At 60.3% G+C, this 14789-nt stretch carries 15 protein-coding genes; 7 read left to right on the top strand and 8 right to left on the bottom strand.

Going from position 1 to position 14789, the window contains the following annotated elements:
- Positions 1 to 134 precede the first annotated feature (134 nt).
- The 3 genes from GGU46_RS07080 (at position 135) to hemE (ending at position 2477) form a co-directional block, all read left to right on the top strand.
- A complete protein-coding gene (locus GGU46_RS07080) occupies positions 135 to 761 on the top strand; it encodes a MarC family protein (RefSeq protein WP_183402861.1) in 627 nt (208 codons plus the stop codon).
- A 9-nt stretch (positions 762 to 770) separates the two neighbouring features.
- The gene (locus tag GGU46_RS07075; protein WP_183402860.1) at positions 771 to 1340 is read left to right on the top strand and encodes a hypothetical protein; all 570 of its coding nucleotides are present in this window, start codon (positions 771 to 773) and stop codon (positions 1338 to 1340) included.
- 111 nt (positions 1341 to 1451) lie between these two features.
- Positions 1452 to 2477, top strand: coding sequence for a uroporphyrinogen decarboxylase (gene hemE, locus GGU46_RS07070; protein WP_183402859.1), 1026 nt, complete (start codon positions 1452 to 1454; stop codon positions 2475 to 2477).
- 168 nt (positions 2478 to 2645) lie between these two features.
- On the opposite strand, the gene GGU46_RS07065 is transcribed toward hemE, so the two are convergent.
- The 3 genes from GGU46_RS07065 to GGU46_RS07055 all read right to left on the bottom strand — a co-directional run bounded on the left by GGU46_RS07065 (position 2646) and on the right by GGU46_RS07055 (position 7171).
- Positions 2646 to 3668 (bottom strand): bifunctional heptose 7-phosphate kinase/heptose 1-phosphate adenyltransferase, encoded by a 1023-nt coding sequence (locus tag GGU46_RS07065; RefSeq protein WP_183402858.1) that lies wholly within the window; start codon positions 3666 to 3668, stop codon positions 2646 to 2648.
- A gap of 204 nt (positions 3669 to 3872) precedes the next feature.
- Positions 3873 to 5093, bottom strand: a complete 1221-nt coding sequence (locus tag GGU46_RS07060) for a pyridoxal phosphate-dependent aminotransferase (RefSeq protein WP_183402857.1) — start codon at positions 5091 to 5093, stop codon at positions 3873 to 3875.
- A gap of 86 nt (positions 5094 to 5179) precedes the next feature.
- Entirely contained in the window at positions 5180 to 7171 is a 1992-nt protein-coding gene (locus GGU46_RS07055) for a glycosyltransferase (protein ID WP_215906279.1), read from the bottom strand.
- Positions 7172 to 7534: 363 nt separating this feature from the next.
- Between GGU46_RS07055 and GGU46_RS07050 the strand changes: the two genes are divergently transcribed.
- Positions 7535 to 8680 carry a glycosyltransferase family 61 protein gene (locus GGU46_RS07050; protein WP_183402855.1) on the top strand — a complete coding sequence of 382 codons (1146 nt, stop codon included), beginning with the start codon at positions 7535 to 7537 and terminating at the stop codon, positions 8678 to 8680.
- 82 nt (positions 8681 to 8762) lie between these two features.
- On the opposite strand, the gene recR is transcribed toward GGU46_RS07050, so the two are convergent.
- Both recR and GGU46_RS07040 read right to left on the bottom strand, forming a co-directional pair.
- Complete coding sequence (gene recR, locus GGU46_RS07045) at positions 8763 to 9377, bottom strand: recombination mediator RecR (protein ID WP_183402854.1); 615 nt, start codon at positions 9375 to 9377, stop codon at positions 8763 to 8765.
- Between the two features lie 139 nt (positions 9378 to 9516).
- A complete protein-coding gene (locus GGU46_RS07040) occupies positions 9517 to 9798 on the bottom strand; it encodes an ATP-dependent Clp protease adaptor ClpS (protein WP_139923925.1) in 282 nt (93 codons plus the stop codon).
- A gap of 342 nt (positions 9799 to 10140) precedes the next feature.
- On the opposite strand from GGU46_RS07040, the gene GGU46_RS07035 reads away from it, so the two are divergent.
- Both GGU46_RS07035 and GGU46_RS07030 read left to right on the top strand, forming a co-directional pair.
- On the top strand, positions 10141 to 10698 hold the full coding sequence (locus tag GGU46_RS07035) for a hypothetical protein (protein WP_183402853.1): 558 nt from the start codon (positions 10141 to 10143) through the stop codon (positions 10696 to 10698).
- A 35-nt stretch (positions 10699 to 10733) separates the two neighbouring features.
- Positions 10734 to 11501: a hypothetical protein gene (locus tag GGU46_RS07030; RefSeq protein WP_183402852.1), complete on the top strand. Its 768-nt coding sequence runs from the start codon at positions 10734 to 10736 to the stop codon at positions 11499 to 11501.
- 79 nt (positions 11502 to 11580) lie between these two features.
- On the opposite strand, the gene GGU46_RS07025 is transcribed toward GGU46_RS07030, so the two are convergent.
- Together GGU46_RS07025 and GGU46_RS07020 are read right to left on the bottom strand one after the other, a co-directional pair.
- Entirely contained in the window at positions 11581 to 12228 is a 648-nt protein-coding gene (locus GGU46_RS07025) for a YceI family protein (RefSeq protein ID WP_183402851.1), read from the bottom strand.
- 50 nt (positions 12229 to 12278) lie between these two features.
- Positions 12279 to 12728, bottom strand: a complete 450-nt coding sequence (locus tag GGU46_RS07020; protein ID WP_183402850.1) for a MarR family winged helix-turn-helix transcriptional regulator — start codon at positions 12726 to 12728, stop codon at positions 12279 to 12281.
- Positions 12729 to 12919: 191 nt separating this feature from the next.
- On the opposite strand from GGU46_RS07020, the gene GGU46_RS07015 reads away from it, so the two are divergent.
- Positions 12920 to 13507, top strand: a complete 588-nt coding sequence (locus GGU46_RS07015) for a DUF6799 domain-containing protein (RefSeq protein ID WP_183402849.1) — start codon at positions 12920 to 12922, stop codon at positions 13505 to 13507.
- Positions 13508 to 13634: 127 nt separating this feature from the next.
- On the opposite strand, the gene GGU46_RS07010 is transcribed toward GGU46_RS07015, so the two are convergent.
- Positions 13635 to 14642, bottom strand: coding sequence for a dipeptide epimerase (locus GGU46_RS07010; RefSeq protein ID WP_183402848.1), 1008 nt, complete (start codon positions 14640 to 14642; stop codon positions 13635 to 13637).
- Positions 14643 to 14789: the final 147 nt, after the last annotated feature.

The raw sequence follows: 14789 nt of genomic DNA, 5'->3' as shown, positions 1-14789 counted from the left end.
ACAGGACCGGCCGGGCCGGGATAGGCTTTTACGACCTCCCAGCGGTGCGGTTGAGCCTATAAACATAGCATTTTCCCTGTTTGCTGATTCTCAAAGGCTCGTACCTTTACCCGCCGCCGTTGTGTTCCCCGCCTATGGAAATCCTGCTCGCCACGTTTACTACCCTCTTTTCGGTTGTGAACCCCTTCAGTGCCATGCCCGTGTTCCTGACCCTGACGGAGGAGGATACGCCGACGCACCGGGCCGGCATAGCCCTGCGCGCCTGCATCTATATGATTGGAGTTCTGGCCGTTTCCTTTTTCGCGGGCCAGTACGTGCTGAATTTCTTCGGCATCAACATTCACCACCTGCGCATTGCGGGCGGCATCCTGCTCATGCGCTCGGCCTTCGATTTGCTCACGCCCGGCGGCAACCGCAGCAAAGTTTCGGATGCTACCCTCGACGAAAGCCGCCACAAGGACGATATCAGCTTCACGCCCCTGGCCATGCCCATGCTCTCGGGTCCTGGCTCTATGGCCGTGTGCATCGGCTTGTTCACCGAAAAGCTGAGCTTTCTGGATATGGGCCTGATTTTCCTGGGCTTCGTGCTGGTGGCCCTGGCCGCCTACCTCATTCTTATGTCCTCGTTGCGGCTCACGCGCTTTCTGGGCCGGCCCGGCATGGCCGCCCTGGCCCGCATCATGGGCTTTATCACCCTGGCCATCGGGGTGAATTTCCTGGCTACGGCCATTGCGGCGCTGTTTCCGGGGCTGAGCCGGTAGTGGCAGAATATGGGTGAAGTTGCTAGCCTCCTTGCGCTGATGGTTCTGTGCGTCTGCGCACTGGCAGGCCTTCCGGCCGCAGGATTGTGGGCACTTTCCCGGTGGCTAAAGCGTCGAAATCACCAGCGGGCGGCCGTGGCAGCTCAGGTGCTACTGGCGGGCTTTGGAGCCTTCTGTCTGAGCGTGGTTTACTCGTTTTACTTTCCGCTCGATAGGGAGTTTGAAAATGAGTTCGAGCAATTAACCGGCCTGTCTTTTCCTGAATCAGGAGAGGTAGTAAAGGGAGAAATGTCGGGGCTTGATCTAGGTGGTGACTATTACAGCAATGCCCAAATTCAGGTCAGCCCAAAGGATTATTACCTGATATTAGGTCGGATTTCCGCTGATTTCAGCTTCTCATGCGATACACAAGCCCCATTTGCCGGCGAAGCAGAGAAGTCTGCTGCTACCCTTTATACTCCGTTAAAGCCATCTTCCTGCAGAATTTTCACGAAACATACGCCTGAGCGAGGCCTGTATCAAACCGTACATTTCCTGCCTGACGAACAAACAATTACGTTCTCTAGAATTGATGAGTAAGTAGATTTCTATTTCCTCCGCACGCCCTTTGTATTTCTAAGCGAAGCGTACCTTTGCCCCGCGCCGCTATTCGCTTACGAATCTGCGCAATCCGCGTAATCAGCAAAATCAGTGATTAAGAACGACCTCCTCCTCCGCGCCGCCCGTGGCGAAGAAACCGAGCGCACCCCCGTGTGGCTCATGCGCCAGGCCGGCCGCATCCTCCCCGAATACCGCGCCCTGCGCGCCCGCCTCAGTGGCTTCAAGGAACTGGTAGAAACGCCCGAGCTGGCCGCCGAAGTCACTATTCAGCCCGTGGATGCGCTGGACGTGGACGCGGCCATCATCTTCTCCGACATTCTGGTGGTGCCCGAAGCCATGGGCCTGACCTACGAAATGGTGGAAGCTCGCGGGCCTCTCTTCCCCGAAACCATCAAAACCGCGCAGGATGTCGCCCGCATGCGCGTAGCTGACCCCGAGGAGCACTTGGGCTACGTGCTGGAAGCCATTCGGGTAACCAAGCGCGCCCTTAACGGCCGGGTGCCGCTGATCGGGTTTGCCGGCGCCCCCTGGACCATTCTGGCCTACATGGTGGAAGGCCACGGCTCGAAAACGTTCAGCAAGGCCCGCCGCATGCTGTACGCCGAGCCGGAGCTGGCTCACGAGCTGCTGCGCAAAATCACGGCCACCACCATTGCCTACCTGCGCGCCCAGGTACAGGCCGGGGCCAACCTGATTCAGGTGTTCGATTCCTGGGCCGGTATTCTGCCGCCCGCGCATTATAGGGAGTTCAGCACGCGCTACATTGCCGAAATCTGTGCCGCCATTCCGGAGGTGCCGGTAACGGTGTTTGCCAAAGGCGCGTTCTGGGCCGTGGAGGATTTCGCCCAGCTGCCCTGCCGCACCATCGGCCTCGACTGGAACCAGGATGCCCGCGCCGTACGCCCCCTCGTCGGCGACAAAACCCTGCAGGGTAACCTCGACCCCTGCGCCCTCTACGGCACCCCGGAGCAGGTGCGCGCCGCCACCCTTCAGATGCTGGAGCAGTTCGGCCAGCAGCGCCACATTGCCAACCTCGGCCACGGCGTGTACCCCGACACCAACCCCGACAACGTGAAGGTGTTCATCGAAACCGTGAAAGAGCACAGCCGCCGCTAGGCTTAGCTACTTTATAAACAAAACACGTCATCCTGAGCGTGCGAAGGACCTTATTACGTCAGTGCTACAGTCGTTCCTATGACTTGTGCTGGCCTGACAAGGCCCTTCGCACGCTCAGGATGACGTGTTTTGTATAGTGACGAGAAATCAACTGTTTCGGCGCATGCCTTACAGCGTCAGCCCTACCCCTTCGGCTTCGGCCAGAAGCTGCTGCTTTTCGATGGGCACTACCCCTACCTGCTCGCATACTAGCCCGCCCCCCAGGTTGGCCAGCGCGGCGGTTACGGGCGCCGATAAACCAAGCGCCACGCACAGCGCCGCAATGCTGATAACCGTGTCGCCGGCGCCGGAAACGTCGGAGATGGTACGCAGGTGAGCCGGTATGTAGGTGCGCGCCAGGGTGCCGTTTTCCACGAAAACACCCCGCTCCGAGAGAGTAACCAGTACAATTTCCGGCTGGAGCAGCTCGCGCAGGCGAGATACGGCGCTTTCGAAATGCGGGCGGTCGGCGTCGGTGTCGCCGAACTCCAGCTTCAGGCCTTCGCGCAGCTCCTTGAGGTTGGGCTTGAAGAGGGTGCAGCCCCGGTAGGCCAGGAAGTTTTTCTTCTTGGGGTCCACCACGGTAGGAATACCGCGCTGCCGGGCCAGGCTGATGAAGTGTTGAATGCTGACTTCACTAAGCACGCCCTTGTCGTAATCCTCGAAAATCACCACGTCGGTGCGGTCGAGCAGCTGCCCGAAGCGCACAGCCAGATCCGCGTTTTCAGAAGAGTTCAGATCGGTTTCAACCTCGGAGTCGATGCGCAGGAGTTGCTGGCCGTGGGCCAGAATGCGCTGCTTCACGGTAGTGGGCCGGTGAGCGGAGCGCACAATGCCTTCGGCCGAGAGGCCAGTGGTATGCAGCAGCTCCAGTAGCTGGTCGCCACCCTGGTCCTGGCCAATTACGGCGCACAGCAAGGGGGTAGCGCCCAGGGCCTGCACGTTCAGGGCCACGTTGGCGGCTCCGCCCAGGCGCTGCTCGGTGCGGCTCACGTTTACCACGGGCACCGGCGCCTCGGGCGAGAGGCGGGTGGCTTTGCCCCACACGTAGGCGTCCATCATCACGTCGCCCACAATCAGGACGGTCAGGTTATTGAACGCGGCAAACAACTCAGTTAGGGAAGCGGGCAAGGCGGCAGCGGCAGCAGGCATCACGGCAGATTCAGGAAGTAAAGGCCGCAAAGGTAAGTTTTGGCCGTCATTCCGAGCGGGAGCCAGGAATTGGAGTTAGCCGAATATGATTCCCCCAGATTCCTCGCTCCCGCTCAGGATGACAGTTCAAAAAGTGGAAAGCGCCACATCCCTCGTTAGGGAGTGGCGCTTTTCTTACCCCCACAATACCTTTGGCTTTGGTTACTACTTCAGTTTGGCCAGGCTGTTTTTGATGCGGATAAAAGCCTCGCGGAGCTTTTCATCGGCGGCGGCGGTGCTGAAGCGGATGCAGTTGGGCGCCCCGAAGGCGGCCCCGTCCACGGCGGCCACATGGCCATCGTTCAGCATGTACAGCGCCAAATCCTGGGCCGAGCTGATGACCTCGCCGGTGGGCGTGGTTTTGCCGAAGTAGCCGGTTACATCGGGGAAGATGTAGAAGGCGCCGCTGGGGGTAGGCGTCCGGAAGCCCGGAATTTCCTTCACCAACTCCAGCACCAGGTCGCGGCGGCGGCGGTAGGCTTCCACCATTTCATCGGCCGAGGAGCGCCCGCCCTGCAGGGCCGCCAGGGCCGCGCGCTGGGTCATGGCGCAGGTGCCGGAGGTTATCTGGCTCTGCATTTTCTCGCAGGCGCTGGCAATCTTCTTATCGGCGGCCAGGTAGCCCACGCGCCAGCCCGTCATGGCGTAGCCCTTCGAGAAGCCGTTCACGGTAATTACCCGGTCCTTGATTTCCTCAAACTGCGCGATGCTCACATGCTCGCCCACAAAGTTGATGTACTCGTAAATCTCGTCGGCCAGCACGTACACCTGGGGGTAGCGGGCCACTACCTCCGCAATGGCGCCCAGCTCCTCCCGCGAAAACACGGCCCCCGTGGGATTGCAGGGCGAGGAGTACATGATAAGCTTGGTGCGGGGCGTAATGGCCGCTTCCAGCTCCTGGGCCGTCACCTTGAAGTCGTTTTCCAGGGAGCCCACCAGCGGCACGGCCGTACCCTCGGCCAGCTTCACCATTTCCTCGTAGCTCACCCAGTACGGCGAAAACACAATCACCTCGTCGCCGGGGTTTATGAGGCTGAGCACGGCGTTGGCCAACGACTGCTTGGCTCCCGTGCTCACCACAATATTCTCGGGCTTGTAGTCGAGGTTATTGTCGCGCTTAAACTTGTCGCAGATAGCCTGGCGCAGATCGGGGTAGCCGGGCACGGGGGTGTAGAAGGTAAAGCCCTCATCAAGCGCCTTTTTGGCGGCGTCCTTGATGTACTGCGGGGTCTGAAAATCCGGCTCACCAAAGCTCAGACTAATCACATCCACGCCCTGGGCGGCCAGCTCGCGGGCCTTTTTGGCCATGGCAATGGTCTGCGACTCCTGCATGGCGTTGATGCGGTCAGAGAGAACAAGGGGCGCGAGGGCGGTAGCGTCGGGCATAGCAAACGGGTGGTTAGGGAAGGCCACAAAGGTAGGCGGAATGTACGGAGCGCGGGGCAGAACGCCCCCACCGGGTTTCCCGAAAGTTACTCTTCGCGCCCCAGCCCGCGGAAGCAGCGCAGCAGCAGACGCACGTCGGTGCCGGGCTCGTAGTCCTTGGCGTAGAGCAGCTCCAGGCGGCGGCGGGTGGCTTCGGTGAGGGGCGCGGAGGTAGGCTGGGCGGCGTCGGCGGCCGAGAGCACCGCCCGGGCCAGCCGGCGCGGAGCCGTAGCATGCCGCAGCCCCACCCAGGTGCGCGAGCCGGCCAGCACCCGCAGGCAGTTACGCAGAAAGCCGCCCTTACGCCGCTGCGCCCACACTACCACCGGCGCCGCCAGCAGCAGCACCAGGCTAACGGCAATATCGAGCAAGCGCTTGGTGCGCACCTGCGCGGGCCGGAACAGGTTCAGGCTGATATCGAGGGCGTAATAGTCGCCGGGCGAGTCTTTGCCCGAGCTGCCGATGATGTACTCGCTGCCCTGGGGTAGGATTTTGTACGCTACCGGGGGCTGCCGGTGCAGCTCCACCATGAGCCCGATAATCTGGCTGGCCGACAGGTCGCGGCCGCAGAAAATCAGCTCATTCAGATCATAGATGCGGATAATGTCGTCGAGCTGGCGCACCTCGCCCAGCAGGTCGTCGGCGGGCGTGGCGGCCTTGCCCGCAGTCGTGCCGGGCTCGATGTAACCAATTACACGCGCCGGCACGGCCGCGTGCTCCAGCAGGTAGCGCACCCGCTGGGCTTCCTCCGCCGAGCCCACGATGGCCACGTTTTTCTGGTACTCAGCCGTCAGGCTGAAGGTGCGGTAGCGCAGGAAGTTGGCCGCCGCCCGCCGCAGACTCAGGGCCGCCACGGCCCACGCCCCCCCCAGCACAATCAGGGCCTTGGAGAAGCGCCAGGCATCCAGGAAGTTGCTGAAGGCCGAAATCAGGACCGTGCCCACAAAAATGCCCCGCACGATGCGGCTCACGCGGGTGGGCTGGTCGTAGGCCCCGCTGAAAAACGCCGATAGCAGCCACACCGCCACGTACACGGGCACGACTACGGCCATGTAGGGCTCGGGGTAAGGCTCGCGCACGTAGCGGTGGTTTTGCTCCCAGTACGTTTTCAGAAAGTACATGCCCCCGTAGAGCAGGCCAGCATCCAGCAGCACGGGCGCCGCCTGCACCACTAGGCGCTGGGCCACGGCCGCGCCGGCCCGCAGCCAGATGGCCAGGTTTATCAGGAAGCTGAAGGCCCCCGCCCGACCCGGGGCAAAGTGCTTGCGGGCGAAAATCACCATGGCCCGGTAAAACACGAACACGTAGTTTACGCTCGTGCGCTTGGTGCTCTCGCCCTTATAGTGAATGATGCGGGTACCGGCGAAATAGTAGTTTTTCCAGCCGCCCTGGGTTAAGCGGTACGAGAGGTCAATGTCCTCGCCGTACATAAAGTAGTCTTCATCCAGCAGCCCTACCTGATCCAGAGCAGTCTTGCGCATGAGCATAAAGGCCCCGCTGAGTACCTCAATTTCGTGGGTTTGCTCGGGGCTGAGGTAGCCCAGGTGGTAGCGCCCGAAGCGCCTGGACTTGGGAAATAGCTTCGCCAGCCCGAAAATCTTGTAAAAGGCCACCCAGGGGGTAGGCAGCCCCCGCTTGCTTTCCGGCAGAAAGGTACCTTGCCCGTCCAGCATCTTCACGCCCAGTCCGCCGGCCTGCGGGTGCTCGTCCATAAACTCGCAGCAGAGCCGGAAGGTGTCCTCTTCTACCACGGTATCGGGGTTGAGCAGGAGCACGTACTGCCCCCGGGCCTGACGCAAGGCCTGGTTGTTGGCCCTGGAGAAACCCGGGTTGTCCTTGTTTTCAAGGAGGATGACTTCCGGGAACCGGCTGCGCACCATCTGCACCGAGCCATCCACGGAGTTGTTGTCTACCACGAATACCTCCACCGGCCGGCCGAGCTTTTCTACCGCCCGCCGTACCGACAGCAGCGCCTGCTCCAGAAAGTAGCAAACGTTATAGTTGACAATAACGACGGACAGCGTAACGGCAGGCAGCACAGGGAGCAGAGCAGGAAAGGCCGCGAAAGGTAAGCAGAGTCTATCTGTTCTAGAAACTTGCATGGCTTGCCGGCCGGGTTTCAACATCAGCCAACTGCCGTGCACTGCTATGCCCGGGTGTAGTGCGCCGGAGGCAACTCGCCTCCTGGAGTAGCTTATGAAACAATGCGGCCAGGCAGTATAGCTGCCATAAGAGCCAGACGAAGCACCATGCCATTAATCCTAAGTAGGGGTCGAATTCTATTATTTATAATTTTACTAACATAAAATATCAACTAAATAATCCTTTCTTGCTATCACAATGGCCTTTTACGCTTACCTGGTAAGGTGGCGAAGTTCTGTTCTTCCGCCTGACTTCATTCTATGGCATTCAGAAAAATGGCTGCTCAGGCCAAGAAGACGCTAAAAACCGCGGCTCTTTCCGCTTCCAAAAAGTTGTGGCGTGTTCCGCTAAGTCAGGCAGAGAGCCTAGCCCTGCTGCGGGGGCAGGAAATATATGATCAACAATATCCCTCCGTGCAGTTAGCCGGCACCAGCGCAGCCAACGGAGGCGGGGCGCACCACCGGCCCGAAACGCGCACTTTTGCTCCGGACCGCGTGTGGCAGGTCAGCACCGGTCGCAACGCGGTCCGGTCCTTGGCCGTGTGCCGTACCGGGGGCCTGCTTCTTAACGGTCGCACCCTGCTCGACGTCGATTTCTCTGCTGCTGCCGGCTTAATTGATATGCCCTTTAAGCGGCGCCAGGTGCATTATCCGCTGGTAGTAGCCCCTTGGCCCCACCAGTGGGCCAGCTTCTATGATTACACCACCTTCGTGGTGGCCAAGCTCTGCCGCATCGAGCAGGCTTATGGAGCCGATATCTGGCAGCAGGCCAAAGTATGCTATCCGCTCCTGCACACGTCTTTTGAACGCGACTTTCTGAACCTGTTGGGTATTCCGGCCGCCAACATCATTGATACCGCTGCCCTGTGGAACACGGAGCTGCGCACCGACTGCGCCCTGGTAGCCAACAGCCAGCAAAGCTGGTCGTCGAGCCTGGGCGACCTGGCCCTGCTGCGGACCCGCTTTCGGCCGCAAAAGCCAGCCGTGCAACCCTGGCGGCGCTTGTATCTCTCCCGCGCGGGGCGCCGGCGCGTCCTGAACGAAGACCCCGTCAGGGCGCTTATGCAGTCATATGGCTTCGAGATAGTGGAAGATGAGCCGCGTAGCATCAGTGCCCAGATTGAGCTATTCCTGGAAGCTGCGGTGGTGGTTGCCCCTCACGGAGCAGGACTAACTAATCTGCTGTGGTGCGAGCCCGGGACCAAGGTGCTGGAGTTCTGCTACGATGGTTACCGGCCTAACTATTTCTACTACCTGTGCACGGCGCTCCATCTGGAATACCAATTTTTGGTTGACTACAGCGCCGGCCCAAGTAGTAACCACTGGAGCAACATGAGCCACAATATAGTAGCGCCTCTGGCGGAACTTGAGCAGCAGCTTAAGCAACTGCTGCGCGACCAACCTTAACCGTCCCTACCCCTGATCAAGTAAAAAAGCCTGTTGGGGTACAACAGGCTTTTTTACTTGATCAGGGGTAGCCCACTCTAGCTCAGCGGGCCTGACGCTGGCGCTCCACAATGGAGCGGCCCAGGGTAATTTCGTCGGCGTACTCCAGCTCCCCGCCCATCGGGATGCCGCGGGCGATGGTGCTGACGTTCAGCTCGGGCAGGTCGCGGAGCTTGCGTGAGAGGTAGAAGGCCGTGGTGTCGCCCTCCATGGTGGGGCTGATGGCCAGAATAACCTCCCGGATTTCGGAGCCCTCCCGGGTCACGCGCTCCACCAAGGAGTCAATAGTAAGGTCAGAGGGGCCAATGCCTTCGATGGGCGAAATGACGCCGCCCAGCACATGGTACATGCCCTGGTACTGGGCCGTATTCTCAATGGCAATTACGTCGCGGATGTCGGATACTACGCACACCGTGCTCTGGTCGCGGAGCTGGTTGGCACAGATGCTGCACTCCGGCGTATCGGAAATGTTGTGGCAGGTGTCGCAGTAGCGAATCTCGAAGCGCATCTTGGCCAGGGCCTCCGCCAGGGTAGCGGTGGTGTCGGCCTCGGCTTTCAGCAGGTGCAGGGCCAGGCGCAGAGCGGTTTTCTTGCCTACCCCCGGCAGCTTCGACAACTCGCCCACGGCGTTTTCTATCAGTTTGGAAGGGAATTCCATTCAGGTCAGGAAGAGGATAAAAGAACTGTCATCCGGGGCTTGCCAGTAAGGATCAGGCCACCCGAATCAGAACACCGATTTCGGCCTGATAGGTCCTTGGCCGGGGCGCAGGATGACAGATTTTTTCGGCGGTGGCTACCTACACTACGTCGGCCGAAATACCCCGGTCGTGGATGGCGGTGCACATGCCGGCCAGCTCGTCGTAGGCGCCGTGCTTCACGGTGCACTGCCCTTTGTAGTGAATAAGCAGCGTGCACTGCTCGGCCTGCTCAGGCTCGTGGCCGCACACGTCCATCAGGGTTTTGATAACGTGGTCGAAGGTATTGATGTCATCGTTGTACACGACCAGGTCGCGCACGTCAATGGTTTCCTCCAGGAGCAGAACGTCCTCGTCGTACTCGATTTGCGGTTTGCTGTTCATAGCACAAAAATACGGAGAAACGGGCAAAAAGCCGGATTCTATTATCCCGGCAGGTGTAGTATAACTGGCTGAGTGCCCGAAACGTTTCCGGGCATCGGGAAAGATTCCGGCGGGCTTTCTTTGCGGTAAGCCGCCACCCGGCCCTACCCCCTCGCGGGGCCCTGAACCCGGCTCAGCACCGGGCCAGCCGGCCTAATAGCGGCACGATGCGGAAGCCGCACCGTATTTTTACCGCTATCCGCGAAGCAGGCCGCAACGGCTTCCGCTTATCCACGGCCCAACTTGCCACGTAAAGGTCTGACCCGGCCCTACCCCCTTCGCTCCACATCAGCTTTCATTCCCATGCCCGTTCCGTCCGCCGAGTTTAAGCGCGCCCTCAAACGTTTGTCGGATAAAGAAAAGGAAGCGCTGCTGTTGCGGGCGGCCCGCCGCGACGCCGAGCTCTACGACACGCTCAGCTTTGAGCTGCTACCCGACGTGACCACCGAAACCGTGTTCGAGCAGGCCTCCGACCAGATTCATGAGCTGTTTGCGGTGGGTGCCACGGGGCGCCTGCTCAACCGCAGCCTCACCAAAGCCCTTGGCAAAGCCACCAAAGAGGTAGCCCGCGCCCGCCGCATCACCAAGGACAAGCGCCTGGAAGTGGACCTGAACCTGTACACCCTGCGCCACATTTTCGAGAACTATACCGGGCAGTTCGAGAGCGTGTACGCGGGCTTTTACACCAGCACGGCCCGGCTGGCGGCGCGCACGGCCCAGCTGATTCTGCAGAACCTGCACGAAGACCTGTGGCTGGAGTACAAGCCGGAGCTAGATGATTTTCTGCAGCAGCTGCACGCCCGCACTAAAAGCCGCAGCCTGAAATTTGAGCTGCCCCGTGAGCTGGAACTACCGGATTAGGTGATTACTTGCCGGTCCATTTTATCCGGTTCGTTATGCTTTCTGCCAAAGGGGCTCGCTGCCTCGGATTCCTCTACGCGCTGACTGCCTGCTCTACTGACCCGCCTACCCCACCTGCCGGCGCCAACGCCTCGCCCAGTACCGTAGCCGTAGAAAAAGCGGCCCGCGAATACCGGGAACACTACAACTCCCCCGTTGACCTTGATAGCACCGATTTTTATTACCAGCCTATTTCGGTACTCACGAAAGACGGTACTGCCCGGAGCCGCACCTTCGAATCGGGGAGTTATTATGGCAGCGATGATGAGGGCAGAAGCGGCATTGAGGGCACCTGCTATAACGTGGTGTTCATGCGCAAATCAAACGTGAACGAGCAGCATTTACTGCTTCCTCACGGCCAGTTTGTTATCCAGCAGATTGATGACCAGCAGAAGCCTGATGCCCGCTGGCCTTACCTGTTTTACGGCATCATCAAAGCAGATACCAATGCCGACGGGGAGCAGAACGGGGAGGATGCTACCACCTTGTTTGCTTCTGACCGTAGCGGGCGTCAGCTGCGTCAGCTCACGCCCGACGGTACTCACCTGGAAGCCCGTTACTACCTCGCCCCGGCTGCTGTCATGCTGGTGGAAGTACGCCCCGATGCAAACCACGACCGGGAATACACCCGCGCCGATGGCACGTACTGGCTCCGTTTCAACCTCCGCGACCTAGCCGCGCCACCCGTCCGCCAGCCCGCCGCCGCGCTCGGCCGGCAATTGCACCAGCAGATGCTGCAGCGCCAAAGCCGCCTCCCCCAGTAACCACCACAAGCACACAACCCCGCCGGCGGCTGCCGGCGGGGTCGTGTGCTTTTCGGAACGGGAGGAACTACCCGAAGAATTACTTCTTGGCAATAACGTTGAAGCTCATCGTGAAGTCATCCATGATGGCTTTGTCGCCGATGCTTTCGAAGAACGACTTCGAGCCGTACTTGATGTCGAACTTGGTGCGGTCGATGGTAGCGGTGCCACTGGCCGAAGCCACGCCGTTCTTCACGCCTACCTTGGCGGGGAAGGAAATCGACTTGGTAATGCCTTTAATGGTCAGGTCGCCGGTTACGGTGGCGTTATTGCCGTTGGCGTCGCCTTTCAGCGGGGCCAGGCTGGTGATTTTGAAGGTAGCCGTGGGGTACTTATCAATGCTGAAGAAATCGTCGGAGCGGAAGTGTCCCACCAGCTTGTCGTTGTACTCTTTCTCCTTGATGTCCTCCACCTTCAGCGAGTTCATATCCACCAGGAAAGTGCCGCCCACAATCTGGTTGCCGCGCACCTGTACGTTGCCTTCCTTGAACTGAATGGTGCCGTTGTGCTGGCCGGTTACTTTTTTGCCTACCCAGCCCAGGGTGCTCAGCTGGGGCTGCACGGCATAAGCGGTGGCGGCGGCCTTCTCGGTGCCGGGGGTGGTTTTCTTAACGGCAGGCTTTTGAGCGAAGGCCGGAGCCGCAAACAGGGAAGCAGCCAGCAGCGCCGGCAAAATCATTTTTTTCATGGCGTTATCAACAAAAAGGAAAAAGGGCAACAGGAAGAAACTGAAAAACGTTAGTCGCGGATTTTGTCAAGCAGGTCGCTAAGCTGGGCAGCCTCTTGGGCAGTGAGGTTCTGCAGGCCGGTGCTCTGCGCGGCCATCACCGCATCCAGGCGCTGCAGCAGCTCCAGCCCGTCCTCGGTGATGCGGATATCCACGGCCCGGCGGTTGCTGGGGCACACCTTGCGCGTTACCAGCGCCTTGGCCTCCAGCTTATCCACAATGCGCGAGGCATTGCTGGTTTTATCAAGCATGCGCTCAATCAGCAGGTTCACGGTGGCGGGCTTGGGGTGCTGCCCCCGCAGGATGCGCAGAATGTTGAATTGAGGCAACGTAAGGCCGTATTCTTTGAACAGAGCGCTCTGGCGCAGTTGCAGCCAACCGGCAGTAAACACCAGATTGATGTAGGCTTTCTGGTAGTCGTCTTTGAAAGCGGGCTGCTTAATTTCGTCTTCTATTTTCATGGCCGCGGGAAAAAGCCGAATGGTGCTGCAAATATATGTACCTACATTTAATGTCGCAACACCATTTCATCGATTTGCAGAAAATAATTTCCGGCCTTCCATGTCCTGCCGGTGCCGGACCAAGCCCGGGGCAGAACGCGGCGGGTTGAATGCCGTACACAGGCGGGTATTTCCTCCCTACCCTCTGCCCCATGAAAAACCTCGTGCTTCTGCCCGCTCTGGCTGTTAGTATGCTGACCGCCTCCGCTGCCCTGGCCCAAACCACTAGCTCAACCAACGTGGCCGGGCCGGTGGCTACTACCCCCTCCGACCGGTTTATGCTGCAAAACGGCGAAGTAGTGCTGGTGCAGGGCAAGCGCCCTACGCCGCTTACCAAAAACGTGCTACTTTCCAACGGCACGAAAATTAATTACAAGAGCGGTATTGTAGAGCTGCCCGGCGGCAAAATCACGACCCTCAAGGAAGGCGACTACGTGCGCCCCAACGGCGACATTGTGTTTGCTACCCCCGCCAGCGCCGCCCAGGCCCGCGGCGACAACTCGGTGCCGGCCACGGCCAAGTTTGACACCTACCTAGACCCGCGCCCGGCTCCGGCTACCCCCGCCGCCATGGAAACCCGCCTTTCGGAAATGAACACCAAAATCAGCCTCATGGCCGAAAAGATTCAACTGCTGAACCAGAAAATCAGCGTGCTCAGCGGCAGCGTCCCGCGCCCCGCCGACACGGCTGCCCTGGACAAGCAGCTTGAGGCCATTGACGCCAAGCTGAAGAGCAACTAAATACGTGAGTAGCTGAGCATTCTGCGCCCCCGGTGTTTGCTCATCGGGGGCTTTGTGCTTGTATGTGGGGTAGGAAGCTACAGCGGCGCGGCCTCGTCCTACTCCCGCTTATAACTCAGCTATTCATTTACTGCGTTACCCTCAGGTGCCCGCTTTCTTCCCGCACCAACTGAAATGGCTCGTCCTGTACGATAAGGAAGCCGTCCAGGTCGCAGACGTCGGCCAGGGCGCTTACGTGCAGGGCCGAGCGGATGCCCAGCGAGGTTTCCACCATGCAGCCCAGCATGGTTTGCAGTCCGTGGGCGCGGGTTTCGCGCAGAATACGCAGGCCGTTGAGGTAGCCGCCGGCTTTCATCAGCTTCATGTTTACTCCGTCGAACTGCCGGGCTATAGCGGCAAAGTCGGCCTCGTCAGTTACCGATTCATCGGCGAAAACGGGGCAGCCGAGCTGGCCTTTGAGGGCGCGGTAGTCGGCGGCGCGGGTGGCAGGCAGGGGCTGCTCCAGCAGGCGCACGTTCAGGCCCGGCAGCCGCCGGATTTGCTCCCAACTCTGGCGCAGGCTGTCGGCGTCGGGCCAGGCCTCGTTGCCATCAATCAGCAGCGCCCGCCCCGGAAACAGGCGCGTTACCTCGCGCAGCAGTTCCACGGCTCCTTCGCGGTTCACTTTAATTTTCAGCAAGGAAAAGCGGCCCAGCTGCTGCTCCCGCGCAAACTCGGCCACGGCTCCGGGCTCCATAATGGGCAGGGTAAACGCCGTGGGCACGGCCGCCGCTGGCGGAGGCACGCCCAGCCACTGGGCCACCGCCTGCCCGGCCCGCGCGGCCTCCAGGTGTACCAGCGCCGACTCCAGGGCAAAGCGCAGGGCGTGGGCCGGTGGGTGAGCGGTCAGAAGTTCGGTTAGCGCGGGCAGGGTAGCGCACTGGTTCAGGCCGGCCTGCTGCAGCTGCTCAAACTCCGCTTGCAGGCTCTCGGGGGTTTCGCCGTAGCGCACGTTGGGCGCGGCCTCGCCCAGGGCCTCGTGGGCTCCTTCGCGCAGGCGCACGAGCAGGTTGGTTTTGGTAGTAGAGGCGTTGCGCGAGATTTTCCAGGTGTAGCGCAGAGGTAGCACCAGGGGCGTGAGCGTCCAGATCGGCATGTATGGAACTCCTGAGGGGTGGATTCGGGCGAAAGATAACCGATGCCGGGTAGTGGCCGGCGGTGGCGGTCGGCTCCTGGGCCACGAAGCCGGGTAGTTGCTATTGCCAGGCTCCCGCTCAGCTGACTGCACTACTGCCGGGAGAAA

The sequence above is a fragment of the Hymenobacter latericoloratus genome (genome assembly GCF_014199535.1).
Classification (GTDB): Bacteria; Bacteroidota; Bacteroidia; order Cytophagales; family Hymenobacteraceae; genus Hymenobacter; species Hymenobacter latericoloratus.
Note: the sequence above shows the minus strand (reverse complement) of the source record. Positions and strands in the feature narration are given on the sequence as shown.

What these genes read in the sequence shown, in the direction of transcription:
- GGU46_RS07025 (WP_183402851.1), bottom strand. Translation starts at nt 12,228, where the DNA reads ATGAAAAAAATGATTTTGCCGGCGCTGCTGGCTGCTTCCCTGTTTGCG.
- GGU46_RS07040 (WP_139923925.1), bottom strand. Translation starts at nt 9,798, where the DNA reads ATGAACAGCAAACCGCAAATCGAGTACGACGAGGACGTTCTGCTCCTG.
- GGU46_RS07015 (WP_183402849.1), top strand. Translation starts at nt 12,920, where the DNA reads ATGAAAAACCTCGTGCTTCTGCCCGCTCTGGCTGTTAGTATGCTGACC.
- GGU46_RS07060 (WP_183402857.1), bottom strand. Translation starts at nt 5,093, where the DNA reads ATGCCCGACGCTACCGCCCTCGCGCCCCTTGTTCTCTCTGACCGCATC.
- GGU46_RS07030 (WP_183402852.1), top strand. Translation starts at nt 10,734, where the DNA reads ATGCTTTCTGCCAAAGGGGCTCGCTGCCTCGGATTCCTCTACGCGCTG.
- GGU46_RS07035 (WP_183402853.1), top strand. Translation starts at nt 10,141, where the DNA reads ATGCCCGTTCCGTCCGCCGAGTTTAAGCGCGCCCTCAAACGTTTGTCG.
- GGU46_RS07010 (WP_183402848.1), bottom strand. Translation starts at nt 14,642, where the DNA reads ATGCCGATCTGGACGCTCACGCCCCTGGTGCTACCTCTGCGCTACACC.
- GGU46_RS07080 (WP_183402861.1), top strand. Translation starts at nt 135, where the DNA reads ATGGAAATCCTGCTCGCCACGTTTACTACCCTCTTTTCGGTTGTGAAC.
- GGU46_RS07020 (WP_183402850.1), bottom strand. Translation starts at nt 12,728, where the DNA reads ATGAAAATAGAAGACGAAATTAAGCAGCCCGCTTTCAAAGACGACTAC.
- GGU46_RS07075 (WP_183402860.1), top strand. Translation starts at nt 771, where the DNA reads ATGGGTGAAGTTGCTAGCCTCCTTGCGCTGATGGTTCTGTGCGTCTGC.
- GGU46_RS07050 (WP_183402855.1), top strand. Translation starts at nt 7,535, where the DNA reads ATGGCATTCAGAAAAATGGCTGCTCAGGCCAAGAAGACGCTAAAAACC.
- recR (WP_183402854.1), bottom strand. Translation starts at nt 9,377, where the DNA reads ATGGAATTCCCTTCCAAACTGATAGAAAACGCCGTGGGCGAGTTGTCG.
- GGU46_RS07065 (WP_183402858.1), bottom strand. Translation starts at nt 3,668, where the DNA reads ATGCCTGCTGCCGCTGCCGCCTTGCCCGCTTCCCTAACTGAGTTGTTT.